At 66.5% G+C, this 15926-nt stretch carries 18 protein-coding genes; 9 read left to right on the forward strand and 9 right to left on the reverse strand.

The genetic code is table 11. From position 1 onward, the window contains the following. Positions 1–23: 23 nt before the first annotated feature. From CFE42_RS06490 to CFE42_RS06500, 3 genes are all read left to right on the forward strand, one after another. Positions 24–458, forward strand: coding sequence for an HIT family protein (locus CFE42_RS06490; protein ID WP_004631512.1), 435 nt, complete (start codon positions 24–26; stop codon positions 456–458). A 91-nt stretch (positions 459–549) separates the two neighbouring features. Next, on the forward strand, positions 550–729 hold the full coding sequence (locus CFE42_RS06495; protein WP_004631511.1) for an ATP-binding protein: 180 nt from the start codon (positions 550–552) through the stop codon (positions 727–729). A gap of 21 nt (positions 730–750) precedes the next feature. Then, positions 751–993: an ATP-binding protein gene (locus CFE42_RS06500; protein ID WP_268747290.1), complete on the forward strand. Its 243-nt coding sequence runs from the start codon at positions 751–753 to the stop codon at positions 991–993. An 8-nt stretch (positions 994–1001) separates the two neighbouring features. On the opposite strand, the gene CFE42_RS06505 is transcribed toward CFE42_RS06500, so the two are convergent. Beyond that, positions 1002–1364 carry a DUF2917 domain-containing protein gene (locus CFE42_RS06505; RefSeq protein ID WP_004631509.1) on the reverse strand — a complete coding sequence of 121 codons (363 nt, stop codon included), beginning with the start codon at positions 1362–1364 and terminating at the stop codon, positions 1002–1004. Positions 1365–1620: 256 nt separating this feature from the next. Here CFE42_RS06505 and CFE42_RS06510 point away from each other — a divergent pair, with 256 nt between their 5' ends. Next, on the forward strand, positions 1621–2577 hold the full coding sequence (locus CFE42_RS06510; protein WP_004631508.1) for a TauD/TfdA family dioxygenase: 957 nt from the start codon (positions 1621–1623) through the stop codon (positions 2575–2577). Positions 2578–2579: 2 nt separating this feature from the next. Here CFE42_RS06510 and CFE42_RS06515 read toward each other — a convergent pair whose 3' ends face one another. Further along, a complete protein-coding gene (locus tag CFE42_RS06515; RefSeq protein WP_004631507.1) occupies positions 2580–4106 on the reverse strand; it encodes a M20 family peptidase in 1527 nt (508 codons plus the stop codon). Between the two features lie 152 nt (positions 4107–4258). Between CFE42_RS06515 and CFE42_RS06520 the strand changes: the two genes are divergently transcribed. The 3 genes from CFE42_RS06520 to CFE42_RS06530 are packed head-to-tail and all read left to right on the forward strand — an operon-like array spanning position 4259 to position 6859. Then, on the forward strand, positions 4259–5068 hold the full coding sequence (locus tag CFE42_RS06520; protein ID WP_024542641.1) for a MetQ/NlpA family ABC transporter substrate-binding protein: 810 nt from the start codon (positions 4259–4261) through the stop codon (positions 5066–5068). Between the two features lie 20 nt (positions 5069–5088). Further along, a complete protein-coding gene (locus CFE42_RS06525; protein ID WP_004631505.1) occupies positions 5089–6225 on the forward strand; it encodes an ATP-binding cassette domain-containing protein in 1137 nt (378 codons plus the stop codon). Then, positions 6206–6859 carry a methionine ABC transporter permease gene (locus CFE42_RS06530; RefSeq protein ID WP_004631504.1) on the forward strand — a complete coding sequence of 218 codons (654 nt, stop codon included), beginning with the start codon at positions 6206–6208 and terminating at the stop codon, positions 6857–6859. Before CFE42_RS06525 ends, CFE42_RS06530 begins: the two co-directional genes overlap by 20 nt. A 186-nt stretch (positions 6860–7045) precedes the next feature. On the opposite strand, the gene CFE42_RS06535 is transcribed toward CFE42_RS06530, so the two are convergent. The 4 genes from CFE42_RS06535 to CFE42_RS06550 all read right to left on the reverse strand — a co-directional run bounded on the left by CFE42_RS06535 (position 7046) and on the right by CFE42_RS06550 (position 11496). After that, entirely contained in the window at positions 7046–8917 is a 1872-nt protein-coding gene (locus CFE42_RS06535) for a family 2A encapsulin nanocompartment cargo protein cysteine desulfurase (protein WP_004631503.1), read from the reverse strand. Next, positions 8892–9830 (reverse strand): family 2A encapsulin nanocompartment shell protein, encoded by a 939-nt coding sequence (locus CFE42_RS06540; protein ID WP_004631502.1) that lies wholly within the window; start codon positions 9828–9830, stop codon positions 8892–8894. The genes CFE42_RS06535 and CFE42_RS06540 overlap by 26 nt, the downstream gene beginning before the upstream one ends. Before the next feature lie 90 nt (positions 9831–9920). Continuing rightward, the gene (gene epsC, locus CFE42_RS06545; RefSeq protein WP_004631501.1) at positions 9921–10922 is read right to left on the reverse strand and encodes a serine O-acetyltransferase EpsC; all 1002 of its coding nucleotides are present in this window, start codon (positions 10920–10922) and stop codon (positions 9921–9923) included. A gap of 55 nt (positions 10923–10977) precedes the next feature. Beyond that, the gene (locus CFE42_RS06550) at positions 10978–11496 is read right to left on the reverse strand and encodes a rhodanese-like domain-containing protein (protein ID WP_004631500.1); all 519 of its coding nucleotides are present in this window, start codon (positions 11494–11496) and stop codon (positions 10978–10980) included. A gap of 245 nt (positions 11497–11741) precedes the next feature. On the opposite strand from CFE42_RS06550, the gene CFE42_RS06555 reads away from it, so the two are divergent. Together CFE42_RS06555 and CFE42_RS06560 are read left to right on the forward strand one after the other, a co-directional pair. Further along, positions 11742–13160 (forward strand): PLP-dependent aminotransferase family protein, encoded by a 1419-nt coding sequence (locus CFE42_RS06555; RefSeq protein ID WP_004631499.1) that lies wholly within the window; start codon positions 11742–11744, stop codon positions 13158–13160. 73 nt (positions 13161–13233) lie between these two features. Then, positions 13234–13689 (forward strand): DUF3005 domain-containing protein, encoded by a 456-nt coding sequence (locus CFE42_RS06560; protein WP_004631498.1) that lies wholly within the window; start codon positions 13234–13236, stop codon positions 13687–13689. 108 nt (positions 13690–13797) lie between these two features. On the opposite strand, the gene CFE42_RS06565 is transcribed toward CFE42_RS06560, so the two are convergent. The 3 genes from CFE42_RS06565 to CFE42_RS06575 are packed head-to-tail and all read right to left on the reverse strand — an operon-like array spanning position 13798 to position 15892. After that, positions 13798–14577 carry an enoyl-CoA hydratase gene (locus CFE42_RS06565; RefSeq protein ID WP_004631497.1) on the reverse strand — a complete coding sequence of 260 codons (780 nt, stop codon included), beginning with the start codon at positions 14575–14577 and terminating at the stop codon, positions 13798–13800. Then, positions 14574–15008: a MarR family winged helix-turn-helix transcriptional regulator gene (locus tag CFE42_RS06570; protein ID WP_004631496.1), complete on the reverse strand. Its 435-nt coding sequence runs from the start codon at positions 15006–15008 to the stop codon at positions 14574–14576. Before CFE42_RS06570 ends, CFE42_RS06565 begins: the two co-directional genes overlap by 4 nt. After that, positions 15005–15892: an alpha/beta hydrolase gene (locus CFE42_RS06575; RefSeq protein ID WP_004631495.1), complete on the reverse strand. Its 888-nt coding sequence runs from the start codon at positions 15890–15892 to the stop codon at positions 15005–15007. The genes CFE42_RS06570 and CFE42_RS06575 overlap by 4 nt, the downstream gene beginning before the upstream one ends. Positions 15893–15926: the final 34 nt, after the last annotated feature.

A 15926-nucleotide genomic window follows, 5' to 3' on the forward strand; every position in this document is an offset into this window, starting at 1 on the left:
TTTTCCGCTTACTGGAGACACCCATGCCTGACGCGACTTACGACAACCAGAACATCTTCGCCAAGATCCTGCGCGGCGAGCTGCCCTGCATCAAGGTGTACGAAGACGACCACACCGTCGCTTTCATGGACATCATGCCGCAGGCCGACGGCCACGTGCTGGTGCTGCCCAAGGAAGGCGCGGCAGAGCTGTTCGACCTGTCCGACGATGCCGCATCGGCTGCCATCCGCACCACGCGCAAATTGGCGCGCGCCGTGCGGGCTGCGTTCACGCCGCCGGGCATCGCCATCTTCCAACTCAACGGCAGCGCCGCCGGGCAGACGGTGCCGCACGTGCACTTTCACGTGCTGCCGCGCTACAGCGATACCCCGCTGCAACCGCACGCCCGCGTGCAGGCCGACAGCGACAAGCTCAAGGCTCAGGCCGAGAAGATCATCGCCGCACTGCAGGCCGAATAAGCGCCACCGTTACGGCGCGGCGGATGGCGCCGCCGAATCTGCCCGCGCCGTAATGCCTTCCCGCTCTTCCTCCCGTCGATAGGCCAGCCCAGTGCAGGTGCTGGTCGACTACTTCGACGCAGTAGCCGCCGATCGCAACATCACCATCGACGTGCAGGGCGATGCGCAACTACGCGCAGATGCCACGTTGCTGCGCCGGGCGATCAACAACCTGCTCGACAACGCACTGGGTCACACCCCCACCGGCGAGCGCATCGACGTGACGATCTAGACAGCGCCGCAGAGGGTCGCCATCGCCGTGCGCAACCCAGGACCGGGCATTCCGCCCGCCGCCCTGCCGCTGCTGTTCGAGCGGTTCTACCGCGGCACCCCCTCGCGGGCGCAATCCGGCACGCAGTCTGGTGCGCAGTCGAGCCAGTCCACCGGGTTGGGACTGGCCATCGTCAAAACCATCATGGACCTGCACGGCGGTAGCGTGCAGGCCAGCAGCCCGCCGGGTGGGCGGACCGAGTTCCGGCTCGTGTTTCCGGCTTGACGCAAGGCTTACGTACCGATCCGCTGTGCCGACGGCGTACGCGCTGCATCCTGCCCGTCGTCGCGCAGAATCTGCCGATACGCGGCCATCACCACCAAACCGATGAAGCGCAGCAGGCGGCGCGGGGCGTTGATGTCTTCGGTCACGGCAAAGCGCGCCGGCGTGCCTTCGACCGGCTCACCGGACAACCAGAACCGCACGCCCGCCGGCACGTCGATCGATTGGCCCGGCTTGAGCCAGATGTCCTGGCGCTGATGCTCCTGCGTGACCCACAACAGCCCGGCTTGTGCGGCGATGGTTTGGGCCCGTGCCGACCGCCAGCTCACCGGCACGCCCGGCCGGTCCAGTTCGAAGATTCTGATTTCGCGCATGATTGAGACTCCTGTGCCGGGGTTCGTGGTGGATGATTTTTTATGGGGGCTGCGGATCGGCACGGTTCCATCTTGCGCGGCAGCGCAACCGGTTGACATGAACAGTTGTGAACAGTTTGGCTGAACTGTTCAGCATCTTTCGCGAACAGTTCATCGGCATGACCGACAGAACTGCATTTGGATATGTCAAACCGTTCGTTTTCGGCCGGGCACCGGGTGGCTAGCATGGTCCATTGCCATTCTTGCCGGAGCCGCCATGCCAGACGATCACAACGCCGCCATCGACACCACGTTCGGCACCCTGCGCGTACGCCGCGTGGCCGGACATATCGGCGGGGAGGTGCTCGACCTCAAGCTCGGCGCCGACTTGGCGGAAGACACGTTCGCGAGCCTGTATGCGGCGCTGCTCAAGTACAAGGTGTTGTTCTTTCGCGACCAGCAGCATCTGGACGATGATCGGCACCAGGCTTTCGGCAAGCGCTTCGGCCGCATCGTTGCCCACCCGACCGTGCCGGCGCCCACCGGCACGCAGCTGTTTGAACTCGACGCATCAAAGGGCGGCGGCCGTGCCGATTCGTGGCACACCGACGTGACCTTTCTCGATGCGTTTCCGAAGGTGTCGATCCTGCGCGCGGTGACGATTCCCGCTTACGGCGGCGACACGGTCTGGGCCAACACGGCCCGCGCCTACGAGCAATTGCCGGATACGCTCAAGCAGCTTGCCGAGCAACTCTGGGCCGTGCACACCAACGATTACGACTACGGCGCCGAGCGCACGCAGATCGACGGCGCACGCCTGCGGCATCACCGCGAGGTATTTACCGCCTCGGTATATGAAGCGTCGCACCCGGTGGTGCACGTGCACCCGGAGACCAGCGAACGCGCCCTGCTGCTCGGGCATTTCGTCAAGCGCTTCACCGGCCTGCCGGGAAGCGAATCGACGCGGCTGTTCGAACTGCTGCAGAACCGCGTGACGCGCCTGGACAACACCGTGCGCTGGCAATGGCGCCAGCACGACGTCGCCATCTGGGACAACCGCGCCACGCAGCATTACGCCATCAACGATTACGGCAATCAGCCGCGCCTGGTACGCCGCGTGACCGTGCATGGCGACACGGCCATCTCGGTGGATGGCAGCCGCAGCACGCAACTGCGCCGCCCCGAAGCCACCAACGACGCGCACATCGACACGCTGCTGGCTGGCGCGCACTGACATCAGGCCCCGGCCGCCTGCTGCACCAACCGGTGGTAGAAGCGGATCAGCTCCACCAGGTTGGCTTCGGTGATCCGCTCGTTGGTACCGTGAAAGCGCGGCAGGTCTTCCGGCTTGGCGCGCACCGGCGAGAACCGATACACATGGTCGGCAATCTCGATCATGTGGCGCGAATCCGTCGCACCGATCATGAGCCCGGGCGCCACGACCGTGCCCGGGAACAGCTCGCGCACCGTCTTGTTGATCAACTGATACGACGCCGATTGCGTGGGCGACACCGGCGAGGCCTCGCTCGAACCGGGCAGCCGGCTCAACTCGAACTTGCCTTTAGGTGCAGCGGCCTTGGCGGCGTCTTCCACATGCGCGGTGACGGAGGCGATGGTGTCGCCGGGCAGCAGCCGGAAGTTGACCGTGGCCTCGGCGCGGCCGGGCAGCACGTTGTCCTTGTTGCCGGCTTGCACGATGGTCAGCGCGGTGGTGGTGCGGAGCATGGCGTTGGAGCTGCCCGATGCCTCCAATTGCTTCTGGAGCAGCGGCCCGAAAAGCCACAGGTTCGACAGTGCCACGCGGCTGAAACCCTGCATCTCGGGCGCCAGCGTCGTAAACATCTCCTGCGCAACGCCCCTAATGCCCGCGGGCAATTGATCGTCATCCAGCCGCTTGAGCGTGGCGCTCATCATGGCGATGGCGCTCTGCCCTTGCGGGGGCGGCATCGACGAATGCCCCGGCGTAGCGCCCACCTTGAGCTGCACGGAGAGGAAGCCCTTCTCTGCCACGCCGATCAGCGCCGCAGGTTTGGTGAGCCCCGGCAGCACGCCTTCGGTAATGAGCAGCCCTTCGTCGATCACGAAGTCGAGCCGTTCGCCGCGCGATTTGAGCAGCGCGGCGATCTGCTTGGCACCGCGCTCGCCGCCCACTTCCTCGTCGGCGCCAAAGGCCAGGTGGATGGTGCGGCGCGGCTTGAAGCCGCTGGCGGCCAGCAGCTCGATGGCCTCCATCTGCGAGATCAGGTTGCCCTTGTCGTCCCACGCACCGCGCCCCCAGACCATGCCGTCTTTGACGACGCCGTCGAAGGGCGGCTGCGTCCAGTCGCCTTCGGTGCCGGGGGCGATGGGTACGACATCCTGGTGGGCCATCAGCATGATGGGCTTCAGCGACGGGTCAGCGCCCTTCCAGGTGTAGAGCAACGCAAAGTCGCCCACCTGCTCACGCTGCAGCACGGCGTGCGCCTTGGGGTAGCGCGCCTCGAGCATGGCGTGCAACTGGCGGAACTGGTCCGCATTCAGTTGCGCATCGGTGGCGCTCGACACGGTCCGTGCGCGCACGGCCTCGGCCAGGTGCGCCGCAGCGGCCGCGCCATCCACCGCGACCGGCGTGACGGCCGGCACATCCAGCTGGCGCGAGTCGTGTCGCCACGTATTCACGCCCACAACCGCCGCAAGACCCACCAGGATGACGGCGATTGCCAACAGCAATCGCCCCACCACCCGCCCCGCCGTCGCCCGGCGACGTTTGAAAGATGCATGCATCGAAGAGTCCCCTCCTTGTGATTGAACTGCCACGGTCGTCCGCAAGTATCGCCCTAACCCAGACCGAGTAACCATCTAAGCAAATATTCGTGGGAATGGAGCCGGTTGCCATGCTGGAATCACCGCATGTTCCTTTTGCGGTAACCATGCCCATGAAACTGACCCAACGACTCGCCCTGGCACTCAGTGCCCTCACCGTTGCCGCTACCGCTCATGCAGCGCCACTGCGTATCGGCGTCACGCCTGGTGCGCTGGCCGACTCCGTGGAGGTGGCCGCCGCCGAAGCCCGCAAGCAGGGGCTCGACGTCAAGGTGGTGGAGTTGACCGACTGGACCACCCCCAACGTCGCACTCGCCTCGGGCGACCTGGATCTCAATTACTTCCAGCACCAGGCCTTTCTCGACAACGCGATCAAGGAACGTGGCTATGCCTTCAAGAGCGTCGGCATCGGCGTGCTGGGCAACATCGGCCTGTATTCCAACAAGATCAAACGCCTGAGCGATTTGAAGGACGGCGCGCGCGTGGCCGTGGCCAATGACCCCGTCAACCAAGGCCGTGGTCTGTTGCTGCTGCAGAAGGCGGGGCTGATCAAACTGCGCGATGGCGTAGGTGCACGCGGCACGCTCAACGACGTGGTCGCCAATCCGAAGAAGCTGAAGTTTGTCGAAATCGAAGGGCCGCAGCTCGTACGCGCGCTGGATGACGTGGACCTTGCACAGGGCTACCCCGCGCACTTCGTCAACGCGGGCAAACCGGACGTTGCAAGCGCTGGCTTGCTGTACTCGGGCATCGACGACGAGTACTTCGCTATCCGCTTCGTTGCCCGCAACGACAATGCCAACGACCCGCGCATCGCCCGCTTCATCAAGCTGTATCAGGACTCACCAGCCGTGCGCCAGCAGGTGCGCACGTCCTATGCCAACGACGACAAGCTCTTCACTCTGCCCTGGGTGAAACGGTGACACGGTGACACGCTAAGGCCATGACCACACTCGTCTCAAACCCCGCACACATCTGGACCGACGCGATCGCGCCGCATGCCAGACACGCCGATGCCGCGGTCTCCACGCCCACCGCCGGCACCATCACGTTTCGCAACGTCGGCAAGACGTACCGCGCGGCGGCGGGCGATGTGCATGCACTGCAAGGCATCGACCTCGACATCCCGGCTGGGGGCATCTTCGGCATCATCGGGCGCAGCGGTGCGGGCAAATCCAGCCTGCTGCGGACCATCAACGGACTCGAACAGCCCACCCGCGGGCAGGTGCTGGTGGACGGCGTCGATGTCGGCACGCTTGGCAGGGCCGCACTGGTGGGGCTGCGCCGGCGCATCGGCATGATCTTCCAGCACTTCAACCTGCTTTCTGCCAAGACGGTCTGGGAAAACGTCGCGCTGCCGCTGAAGGTGGCAGGCGTGCCGCCGGCCGAGATCGCGGAGCGCGTGGATGCGCTGTTGGCGCTGGTCGGGCTGGAGGGCAAGCAGCACGTGTATCCCGGGCGCCTGTCCGGCGGGCAAAAGCAGCGCGTCGGGATTGCGCGCGCACTCGTGCATCGCCCCGAAATTCTGTTGTGCGATGAGGCCACCTCCGCGCTCGACCCCGAGACGACCGACGCCATCCTCGCCCTGCTGCGCGACATCAACCGCCGCCTGGGTCTGACCATCGTGCTCATCACGCATGAGATGGGCGTGATCCGCGATATCTGCGACAACGTGCTCGTCCTCGAAGCCGGTCGCATTGCCGAGCAAGGCCCCGTATGGCGCGTCTTTGGCGACCCGCAGCACGACGCCACACGGGCGTTGCTCGAACCGCTACGCGGCGGCCTGCCTGAAGACATCGCCCTGCGTTTGCAGCCCACGCCGCCCGCGCGCGCGCCGTTCGAGCAACTGATCGAACTCAGCTACACCGGCGCCGCCGCCGTGCCGGAACTCGCGCAGATTGCCCGGGCACTGCACCAACCCACACGCCTGCTGCGCGCCGACCTTGACCGCATCCAGGGCCGCACGCAAGGGCGCCTGCTGGTCGCGGCGGCGGGCAGCACGCTCTCGGCCGACGCGCTCGCCGCGCTGCAATTGTCCCAAGACACCCGGAGCCTCGGCTATGTCGCCGCTCACGATTGATCGCATCTGGCAGGGCTTGCTCGACACGCTCACGATGGTGTCGGCCTCCGCGCTGATCGCCGTCCTGGCCGGTATTCCGCTGGCGCTCATCCTGGTGCTGACGGCGCCGGGCAACGCGCTGGAATCGCCGCGCGTGCACCGCGTGCTGGGCGCACTCATCAACGGCTTTCGGGCCACGCCGTTCATCATCCTGCTGGTGGCGCTGCTGCCGTTCACGCGGCTGGTGGTGGGCGCGACGATTGGCGTATGGGCGGCGGTCGTACCGCTGTCGATCAGCGCCACACCGTTCTTCGCGCGCATTGCCGAGATCAGCCTGCGCGAGGTCGACCGCGGCCTGATGGAAGCCGCCCAGGCCATGGGTTGCGAGCGTCGCCACATCGTCTGGCACGTGCTGCTGCCCGAAGCGCTGCCCGGCATCATCGGCGGCTTTACGCTGACGGTGGTGTCGTTGATTGGCGCATCGGCCATGGCGGGTGCCGTTGGCGCAGGCGGGCTGGGCGACATTGCCATCCGCTACGGCTATCAGCGCTTCGACACCACCGTCATGGCGGTGGTGATCGTGGTGCTGATCGGGCTGGTGAGCCTCGTGCAGTGGGTGGGGGATGTCTCGGTGCGGCGGCTGAAGGCGCGTTGAGAGCTCGTTGATTTTTTTTGCTAGTGGTCCATTCCCGGTTTCATCCCCGGCAGGGGGAGAAAAAGAGACGCACCACCACCCCCCCGCCCCGCCAAAGGCCAAAGGCCAAAGGCCAAAACAAAAAAACGCCCCGCCAGCCCGTGCATCGGACCAACAGGGCGTCTTTCTTCAACAGCCCAAAATGCCTTACCGCCGGGCCAGCGCCGCCACCACGCGCACGAGTTCATCCACCTCCTCGCACGTGTTGTAAAACGCCAGGGATGGCCGCACCGTGGCCTCCACCCCAAAGCGCCGCAGGATGGGCTGCGCACAGTGATGGCCGGAGCGCACGGCAATACCTTCGCGGTTGAGCGCCGCGCCCACTTCTTCGGTGCGGTACCCAGCCAGCGTGAACGACAGCACGCTCGCCTTGTTGGCAGCCGTACCGATCAGCCGCAAACCGGGAATGCGCGACAGCCCATGCGTGGCATACACCAGCAGGTCGTGCTCGTAGCGCGCGATGTGCTCCAGGCCGATACGCTCGACGTAATCAAGCGCAGCGCCCAGCCCCACCGCATCGGCAATGTTGCCGGTGCCGGCCTCGAAGCGCGCGGGTGCGGGCTGGTACAGCGTCTTCTCGAACGTGACGTCGGCAATCATGTTGCCGCCGCCCTGCCACGGCGGCAGCGTGTCGAGCAGATCCTGCTTGCCGTAGACCACGCCAATGCCCGTCGGCCCGAAGACCTTGTGGCCGGAGAACACGTAAAAGTCCGCGTCCAGCGCCTGCACGTTCACACGCAAGTGCGAGACCGCCTGCGCCCCGTCCACCAGCACGCGCGCGCCGGCCGCATGCGCCAGTGCGATGATCTCCTGCACGGGCGTCACCGTCCCAAGCGCATTCGACACCTGCGTGACCGACACCAACTTCGTCCGGCTGCTCAGCAGCTTGCGGTATTCATCCAGCAGGATCTGCCCGCTGTCGTCCACCGGAATCACGCGGATGCGTGCGCCCACCTGCGCGGCCAGCTGCTGCCACGGCACGATATTGGCGTGGTGCTCCAGGTGCGAGACGATGATCTCGTCGCCCGCGCCGATGTGCTGACGGCCAAACGTCTGCGCGACGAGGTTGATCGCCTCGGTGGCGCCGCGCACGAAGATGATCTCGCTTGCCGACCGCGCACCGAGAAAGCGCGCCGCCTTGTTGCGGGCACCCTCATATGCGTCGGTTGCACGTGCGGCCAGTTCATGCGCCGCGCGGTGGATGTTGGAGTTCTCGTGCGCGTAGAAATACGCCAGCCGATCGATCACCGCTTGCGGCTTGTGCGTGGTGGCAGCGTTGTCCAGCCAGATCAGCGGTCGGCCATTGACGCGCTCGGCCAGGATCGGAAAATCCCGCCGCACGGCATGCACGTCGAAAGCGCCAACGCGATGCGGCTGGTGGCTCTGCTGGTCCCTCGTATTGCGCGGTGCCTCCAGCGTGGGCGTGGGAGAGCCACCGGCTGGCGCGAGGAAATAGAACTGCCCCGCCTGCGCTGCGCCGCCGGGCTGCTGCAAGGCGTCGGGCCCGGCGGGCGGCGTGCCTGCCGCTGCATCGATGAACCGTGCCAGCGCATCGGTGCCTGGGAGGTGAAACGGCTGCGCCGAGACACGATCCTCCGGCACACCCGCCTCCGACGCCGCCACCCCCGCATGCGGCGCAGCGGACTGATATCCGCTCGCCTCACCGAGGAAGTAGTACGGCGCACTCGGGGCCGAGACGGGATGCGCAGGTACAGGCTGGCCATGACCGGGTGCCAGCTGCGGCAGCGCCGCCGCATACTGCGTCGGCACACCCAGCACAGGCACCTGCGATGCAATCGGTGCGGCATCCGCAACGGGCAACGCGCTCAACTGCGGCGATGTGCCCTCCGGCGCCAGATCGATGGCGGGCTCTGGCTCCCTGCCGGGTAGCGCCGTGAAGAACGCGTTGGCCAGTTGCGCCAGCGCAGCCGCATCCGGCAAACCAGCCGGCACGTCGCCCGCCGGCAGCGCCAGGCCGCTCACGCCGGGCGCATTACTTGTAGGTGTCGGGGTAGTCATGGTACTTGCCAATCTCCACGTCTTCGAGCACCGCCAGCGCGTCTTCGGTCAGCACGGCCAGCGAGCAATACAGCGAAATCAGATACGACGCGATGGCGTTCCGGTTGATGCCCATGAAGCGCACCGACAGACCCGGGCTCTGCTCGCCCGCCACGCCCGGCTGATACAGACCCACCACGCCCTGGCGCTTGTCGCCCACGCGCAGCAGCAGAATCTTCGTGCGGCCGTTCTCGTCAATGGGCACCTTGTCCGACGGAATCAGCGGCAGGCCGCGCCATGTCAGGAACTGCGAGCCGAACAGGCTGACAGTGGGCGGCGGCACGCCACGGCGTGTGCATTCGCGGCCAAACGCGGCAATCGCCAGCGGATGCGCAAGGAAGAACGCCGGCTCTTTCCAGACCTTGGTGATCAGCTCGTCCAGATCGTCGGGCGTGGGCGCGCCGGTGAGCGTGGAGATGCGCTGCGTTTCATCCACATTGGCCAGCAGGCCGTAGTCGGGGTTGTTGATCAGCTCGCTTTCCTGACGCTCCTTGATGGTTTCGATGGTCAGGCGCAGCTGTTGCTGGATCTGATCGTGCGGGCTGCTGTACAGGTCGGAGACACGCGTATGCACGTCCAGCACCGTCGTCACCGCGTTGAGGAAGTACTCGCGCGGATGTTCATCGTAGTCGACGAAGGTCTGCGGCAGCTCTGCCTCGTCGCGCTGCGAGCAGGCAACACGCACATCGCGCGGATTCTTCACGCGGTTCAGGCGGAAGATGCCGGCCTCCACCGGCTGCCACTGCAGCAGGTGCACCAGCCAGCGCGGGCTGATGGTGGACAACTGCGGAACAGTCTTGGTCGCGTTCGCCAATTGGCGTGCGGCACTGTCGCCTAGCGCGGTGCGCACGTCCTGGGTATCTGCTTCTGCCATGCAATGACTCCCAACTTCATTTGAAAAAATGCCCCCGTTTCTCTGGCGGGTGCGGTGGATAAAACCGGTGGGAAAGGCACGTCGGGCGAATCAGCGCGCGGGGTGTGCCTCGCTGTGGCTGTGCGTGTGCGGCCGAGGGCTCTGAACGCCCTCCTGCACGCCGCTCTGCACGTTTGCCTGGGTGACGCTGCTGCCGGGCGGCACGCTGCGCGTGAGCCACACGTTGCCGCCAATGGACGAGCCGCGTCCGATGGTGATGCGCCCGAGGATGGTCGCGCCGGCGTAGATGACGACGTCGTCTTCCACCACCGGGTGGCGCGCAACGCCCTTCTCAAGATGGCCATCGGCATCGGCAGAAAAGCGCTTGGCACCGAGCGTCACCGCCTGGTAGATCCGAACGCGCTCGCCAATCACGGCGGTCTCACCAATCACCACGCCCGTACCGTGGTCGATGAAGAAGCCGCTGCCGATCTGCGCGCCGGGGTGGATGTCGATGCCGGTGTCGGCATGCGCGGTCTCGGCCACCATGCGCGCAAGCAGAGGCAACCCGGCGCGGTACAGGTGATGCGCAATGCGGTGATGGATGACGGCGAGGATGCCGGGGTAGCACAGCAGCACCTCGTCGACGCTGCGCGCTGCCGGATCACCGTGGTAGGCGGCCAGCACGTCGGTATCGAGTAGGCGACGCAGCGCGGGGAGTGCCGCCGCGAAGTCGCGCACGAGTTGCACCGCCTCGGCATCGGGATCGCGATCCACGGCGCGCGCCTGGCGCACCGTGTGACGCAGCTCCAGCCGCACCTGCGCCACCAGCGCATTGAGTGCCGAATCGAGCGTATGGCCGACATAGAAGTCTTCGCTTTCCTCACGCAAGTCTGTGGGGCCGAGCCGCATGGGGAAGAGGGCCCCGCGCAGCGCCTCCAGGATCTGCCGCACCGCCTCGCGCGAGGGCAACTCGCGGCCCGTGACTTCGGTACGGCCGTTGCGGGCGCGCCAATCAGCCCGGGCCGCACGCAGCTCGCTGACGATGCGGTCCAGTTGCCAGCCTGGGTCGTGCGCGGGCGCAGGCCTGCCCGCGATGACGCGATCGCTCATCGTCGCTCCCCTGTTCTGTTGGTTTGGTTGTTAGCGGATACGGATACGGTGGCGCTTAGTCCTGCTGCCAGGGCAGGCCCCAGCGACGCCAGCCGCCGGCTTCGCCGCGCTGCTGCTGTTCGTCCAGATCGCCCTCAAAGCCTTCCAGCACGTTGAACACGTTCTGGAATCCGGCAGCGGCGGCGGCTTCCGCTGCGGCTGCAGAGCGTTTGCCACTGCGGCACAGCAGCAGCACCACGGCGCTCTTGGGCGCGGCTTTCTCCAGCTCGCGCAGGAAGCGCGGGTTCTTGATCATGGCGGGCCCGGTCTGCCACGCTGCGTGCGGGGTATCCGGCACACGACCCACGAACTTCCGTTCTTCTGCGGTACGCACGTCCACGAGTACGGCGTCGCCACGGCTGACCAGCGCCCAGGCTTCGGCCGGTGTCAGCCCGCCCGCATAGCGCAGTCCCTGCGCGCTGGCGTGGCTGCGTGCGCGCTCCAGCAGCGTTGACGAGGGTGTAGACAGCACGCTGTCGAGCACGGCCTGCACAGCCGGATCGCGTGGCGCAGTTTGAACGGTGGTGGCAGACATCGAACCTCCGACTTAGCGATCGCAACGAGCGCGCAATGGGTGACGGACAAGCCCACTCTAGCCGTGGGTGATATTTGATAAAACGAATAAAACCGCCCTTCGATCCACGGTCATCGCATAACGCCGGCCTGCATGACGCGCCGTACCGAAGCGCGTCCGTTGGTGCGCCGGGTCATTACAATGCGAACAGTCCCGAACAGTTGTACGTGACTGTTCCGAATCATCTGCCCGGAGGGCTACCGCCCATGAAACTCCAGATCGATCCCGCCACCCGCGTCCCCATCTCCGACCAGATCGTGGCCGGCGTGCAGGCGTGGATCGGCGGCAATGACGTGCGCCCCGGCGCCAAGCTGCCGTCGATCCGGCAACTGGCGGCCGACTACGGCATCAGCCGCTTCCCCGTGATCGAGGCATATGACCGGCTGGTCTCGCTGGGGCTGCTGGACTCGCGCCACGGCTCGGGCTTCTACGTGGCCGAGAGCAACCTGACCGGGCGCGACGGACGCGGCTGGTCGGACCCGCGCCGGGCCGAGGCCGAGTCCAAACACATCTTCGAGCAGTTCAGCTACCCCGACGGCATGCTCAAGCTCGGCGGCGGGTTCGTGCCGGCCGACTGGCGCGATGTCGACGGCCTGACGCAGGCCATCCGCCAGGTGTCGCGCACCGACACGCACGCGGTGATCGACTATTCCTCGCCACTTGGCAACACCGCGCTACGGCATCAGGTCATGATGCGTGCGCGGCAGCTCGGCATCCAGGCCGAACAGCCCAATGTGCTCATCACCGCCGGCACGAGCCAGGCAATCGACCTGGTGATGCGGCACCTGCTGAAACCCGGCGACACGGTCTTTGTGGAGGACCCGGGCTATTACACCGTGTTTGGGCTGCTGCGGTTGCACGGCGTGAAGCTGGTCGGTATTCCGCGCCGCACCGACGGGCCTGACGTGGAAGTGACGGAAGCGATGCTGCGCGAGCACCGGCCCAAGCTGTTCTTCATCAATAGCGTGCTGCAGAACCCCACCGGCTCGGTCGTGTCGCCACCGGTCGCGTTCCGGCTGCTTGAACTGGCGCGGCGCCACGGTTTCACGTTTCTGGAAGACGACATCTTTGCCGACCTGCAGACCGATCCGACCGCGCGCCTGGCGACGCTGGATCAGCTCGATCACGTGATCTACGTGGGCGGATTTTCCAAGACGGTGTCGGCGTCGCTGCCGGTGGGTTACCTGATTGCCAAGCGCGAGCTGGTGCATGACCTGACCAACGTGAAGATGCTCACCAGCGTGGGGGGCTCGCGCTTTGCCGAGGCCGTGGTGAGTACGCTGCTGGAGCGCGGCGCCTATCGCAAATATGTGGAGCGGCTGCGCCAGCGCGCGGGTGACTCCGTCATCGCGTCGCTCGATGTGCTGGCCGATGCGGGCTGGGAGGTGTTTCACCATCCGTCAGGCGGCAACTTCCTGTGGGCGCGTGTGCCGCATGTGGAGGATTCGCGCGATCTGGCGGCCACCGCAGAAAAGCATGGTGTGACGCTGGCGCCCGGGCATTACTTCCGCCCGAACCTGGAGGTATCGCCGTGGGTGCGCATCAATAGCGCCTATGCGACGGAGCCGCGTGCGGTGGCCTTTCTGCAAGAAGCCGGGCGCCGGCCGGGCCGCAAGCGCGCCTGACGCACGAGGCCGGGCACGCGCGTTGCGGCGCTGTTGACGTTCATGCCGCATGCAGCGGCGCAGGAGCCCGATCATGCACAACGCCGAGCACAACCAAGCGCAGCCTCAGCCCGAAGAGCCCGTCACCCGCCAACCCGAAGGCGCCAAGCTGACGAAACCGCCGCCCGACTCGCCCCGCAACGACCCGCTTGCGCGCGCCTCCCACCGCATCCGCTCCGTCGACGCGGCGGGTGCCGAGGCGACTGACAACACCGTCGACACAGACGGGAAGGGCCTGGAGGCTGCGAAGAGCCCATCACAGTGGCAAGACAACGTGATCTACTCCAACGCCTCGCTCGACAACAGCCGCCCCGAGCCCGATCCGGCAGCACCCATCGCCGGGGTAGACAGCCGGCCAGGCCAAGGGCGCCCCACCATCGCTGTGCAGCCTGGCCAGCGCGTCGTCATGCGGGGCGTGGTAGACGAAACGGCACGCAACGGTACGCGCGCTGCGCAGCGGTTTTCCGTGGAAGAGGATGAGCAGCCGTAGCATGGCGCGTTGACCCGCCCTTCCCTCGGAGAGGTAGCCCAACCCGCGCTCAGGTAGTTGAATCGCCACCGCGCGGGCTGAAGGTGTGCGGGAAGGCCACCGGCGCGCTCAGTGCGCCACGGCGTTGAAATTGGGCGGCCGTCGATCGACGAACGCCCGGAAGGCTTCATGCGCCTCCGGAGACTTCAGCCGCTGCGCAAAGCAGGCGCTCTCCGCATCCATCTGCTGTTTGAGCAGTTCGGCGTCGCGCATCAGGCGCTTGGTTTCGGTCAGGGCGCCGAGCGGCTGGCGCGCCAGTCGGGCAGCAACGGCTTGCGCCTCCGTGCCGAGCTGGTACAGCGGCACCACGCGATTCGCCAACCCCCACGCGAGCGCCGATTCGGCGCTTACCGCATCGCCCAGCGCGAACATCTCGAACGCGCGCACGTGACCCAGGCGCGCGGGCATCAGCAGGCTCGATGCCGCTTCCGGCACCAGCGCCAGATTGACGAACGGCGTGGAAAGCTGCGCGTTGTCGGCCAACAGCACGAAATCGCAATGCAGGAGCATGGTCGTGCCAATGCCGACCGCGCGGCCTTGCACGGCCGCGACCAGCGGGCGCGTGGCACGCGCGAGCGCATGCAGGAAGCGGATGACGTTGCGCTCGCCATCGCCCTTGCCGCCCGTCATGGCGATCGATGCGAATTCGCCGATGTCGTTGCCGGCGGAGAACATGTCGCCTTCTGCGCGCAGCAACACCACGCGCACGGTGTTGTCGCGCTCGGCGGCGGTCAGCGCATCGGCCAGCGCGCCGTACATCGCGTCGGTCATGGCGTTCTTCTTGTCGGCGCGCGCCAGGGTGAGCGTCAGCACGCCGTCGGCGTTGTGGCTCTGGATGTGTTCACTCATTGCTCGTCTCCGTTGGGGAACTTGGTTTGCAGGCTGGCCAGCCAGCGTGCGACAACGTCAATTTCGGCGTCGGTAAAACCTTCGGTCAGCCGCGCGTTCAGTTCGGCCAGGCCGTTGCGTGTTGCTGCCAAGGCTTCGCGGCCGGCGGGCGTGATCCAGAGTTGCCAGGCGCGGCCATCCTTGGCGTCAGCGCGGCGCTCGATGAGGCCGGCGTCGGTGGTTCGATCGACCAGGCCGCTCATGGCGGAGGGGCCGAGGTCCAGCGCGGCGCCAGCTTCGCGCATCAACGCGCCGTCGTTCTTCTCCAGGAAGAACAGCAGGCCGGACTGCGCGGCGGTCACGCCCTCGCCGGTACGCGATTGAATCCAGCGCTGCAAGCGGCGTTGCCCAACGCTGATCAGATACACAAGGCGGCGGTCGGGCGCAGTCATGCAGCCTCCGCTTCGTTGCGTGGGGCGGCGGCACGCTCGCGCAGCCAATCCACCAGACCTGGCCACAGCGTGGTGGCGAACTGCGAGCGGAAGAAGCCCAGGTGCCCCACCGCGCCGCCGGCCTGCGCAGGCGCGATCTGCCGGCGCTCGACCCACGTGTTCGTGAAGTGCATCGTCAACGCATTGATGGCGGCGGGCGTGGCCCACGGGTCGTCGTCAAAGCCATAGACGAGCACCGGATGCGTCACGCGGTTGAAGCGTTCGATGGCGCCGAGCGTCGGATCATCGAAGAAGTAGCGCTGCATGCCGGCCCACGCGCCCCATTCGATGGCAACGCCGCCCGGCAGGTCTTCGCCCAGGCCCATCCGCTTGCCGGGCACGTAGCCGATCAGCCGCGCCATCAAGGGGCCAACGCCGCGCAGGATCAGCTCCACGCGCAAGCGTTCGCCGCGTTGGCGGATGAAGCGCGAGTTGCCCGTGTGGCAGGCCACTTGCACAACGCCCGCGACATCCCAGTCTGCGCAGCACAGGCCGATGGCGTGGCCGCCCACCGAGTGCCCGACCGCTAGGTGCGGCAACTCCGGATAGCGCGCCCTTGCCCACCGCATCACACCTTCGGCGTCGAGCAGCGCCCAGTCGCGCATGCGGGCAGCAAAGCGGCGCAGGCTCTTGGGCCGGGATGCGCCGATGCCACGGTAGTCGTACGTCATCGTGTGGAAGCCGTGCTCGGCCAGGAATTTGGCAAAGGCTTGATAGATGCGTTGCGGCACGCCCGTGGCCGGGTGCATGACGACCACGCCGTGCGGCACGCCGGCAGCGGTCCAGAGCATGGCGCCCAGCGGGTAGCCGTCCGTCGCGGGAATGGTGTGCGGTGTGCTGTCCATGACGTCGATTTAGTTCGCATGCGAAGTGTTTTAC

It is taken from the genome of Ralstonia sp. PBBBR1, assembly GCF_002256165.1.
GTDB lineage: Bacteria > Pseudomonadota > Gammaproteobacteria > Burkholderiales > Burkholderiaceae > Ralstonia > Ralstonia thomasii.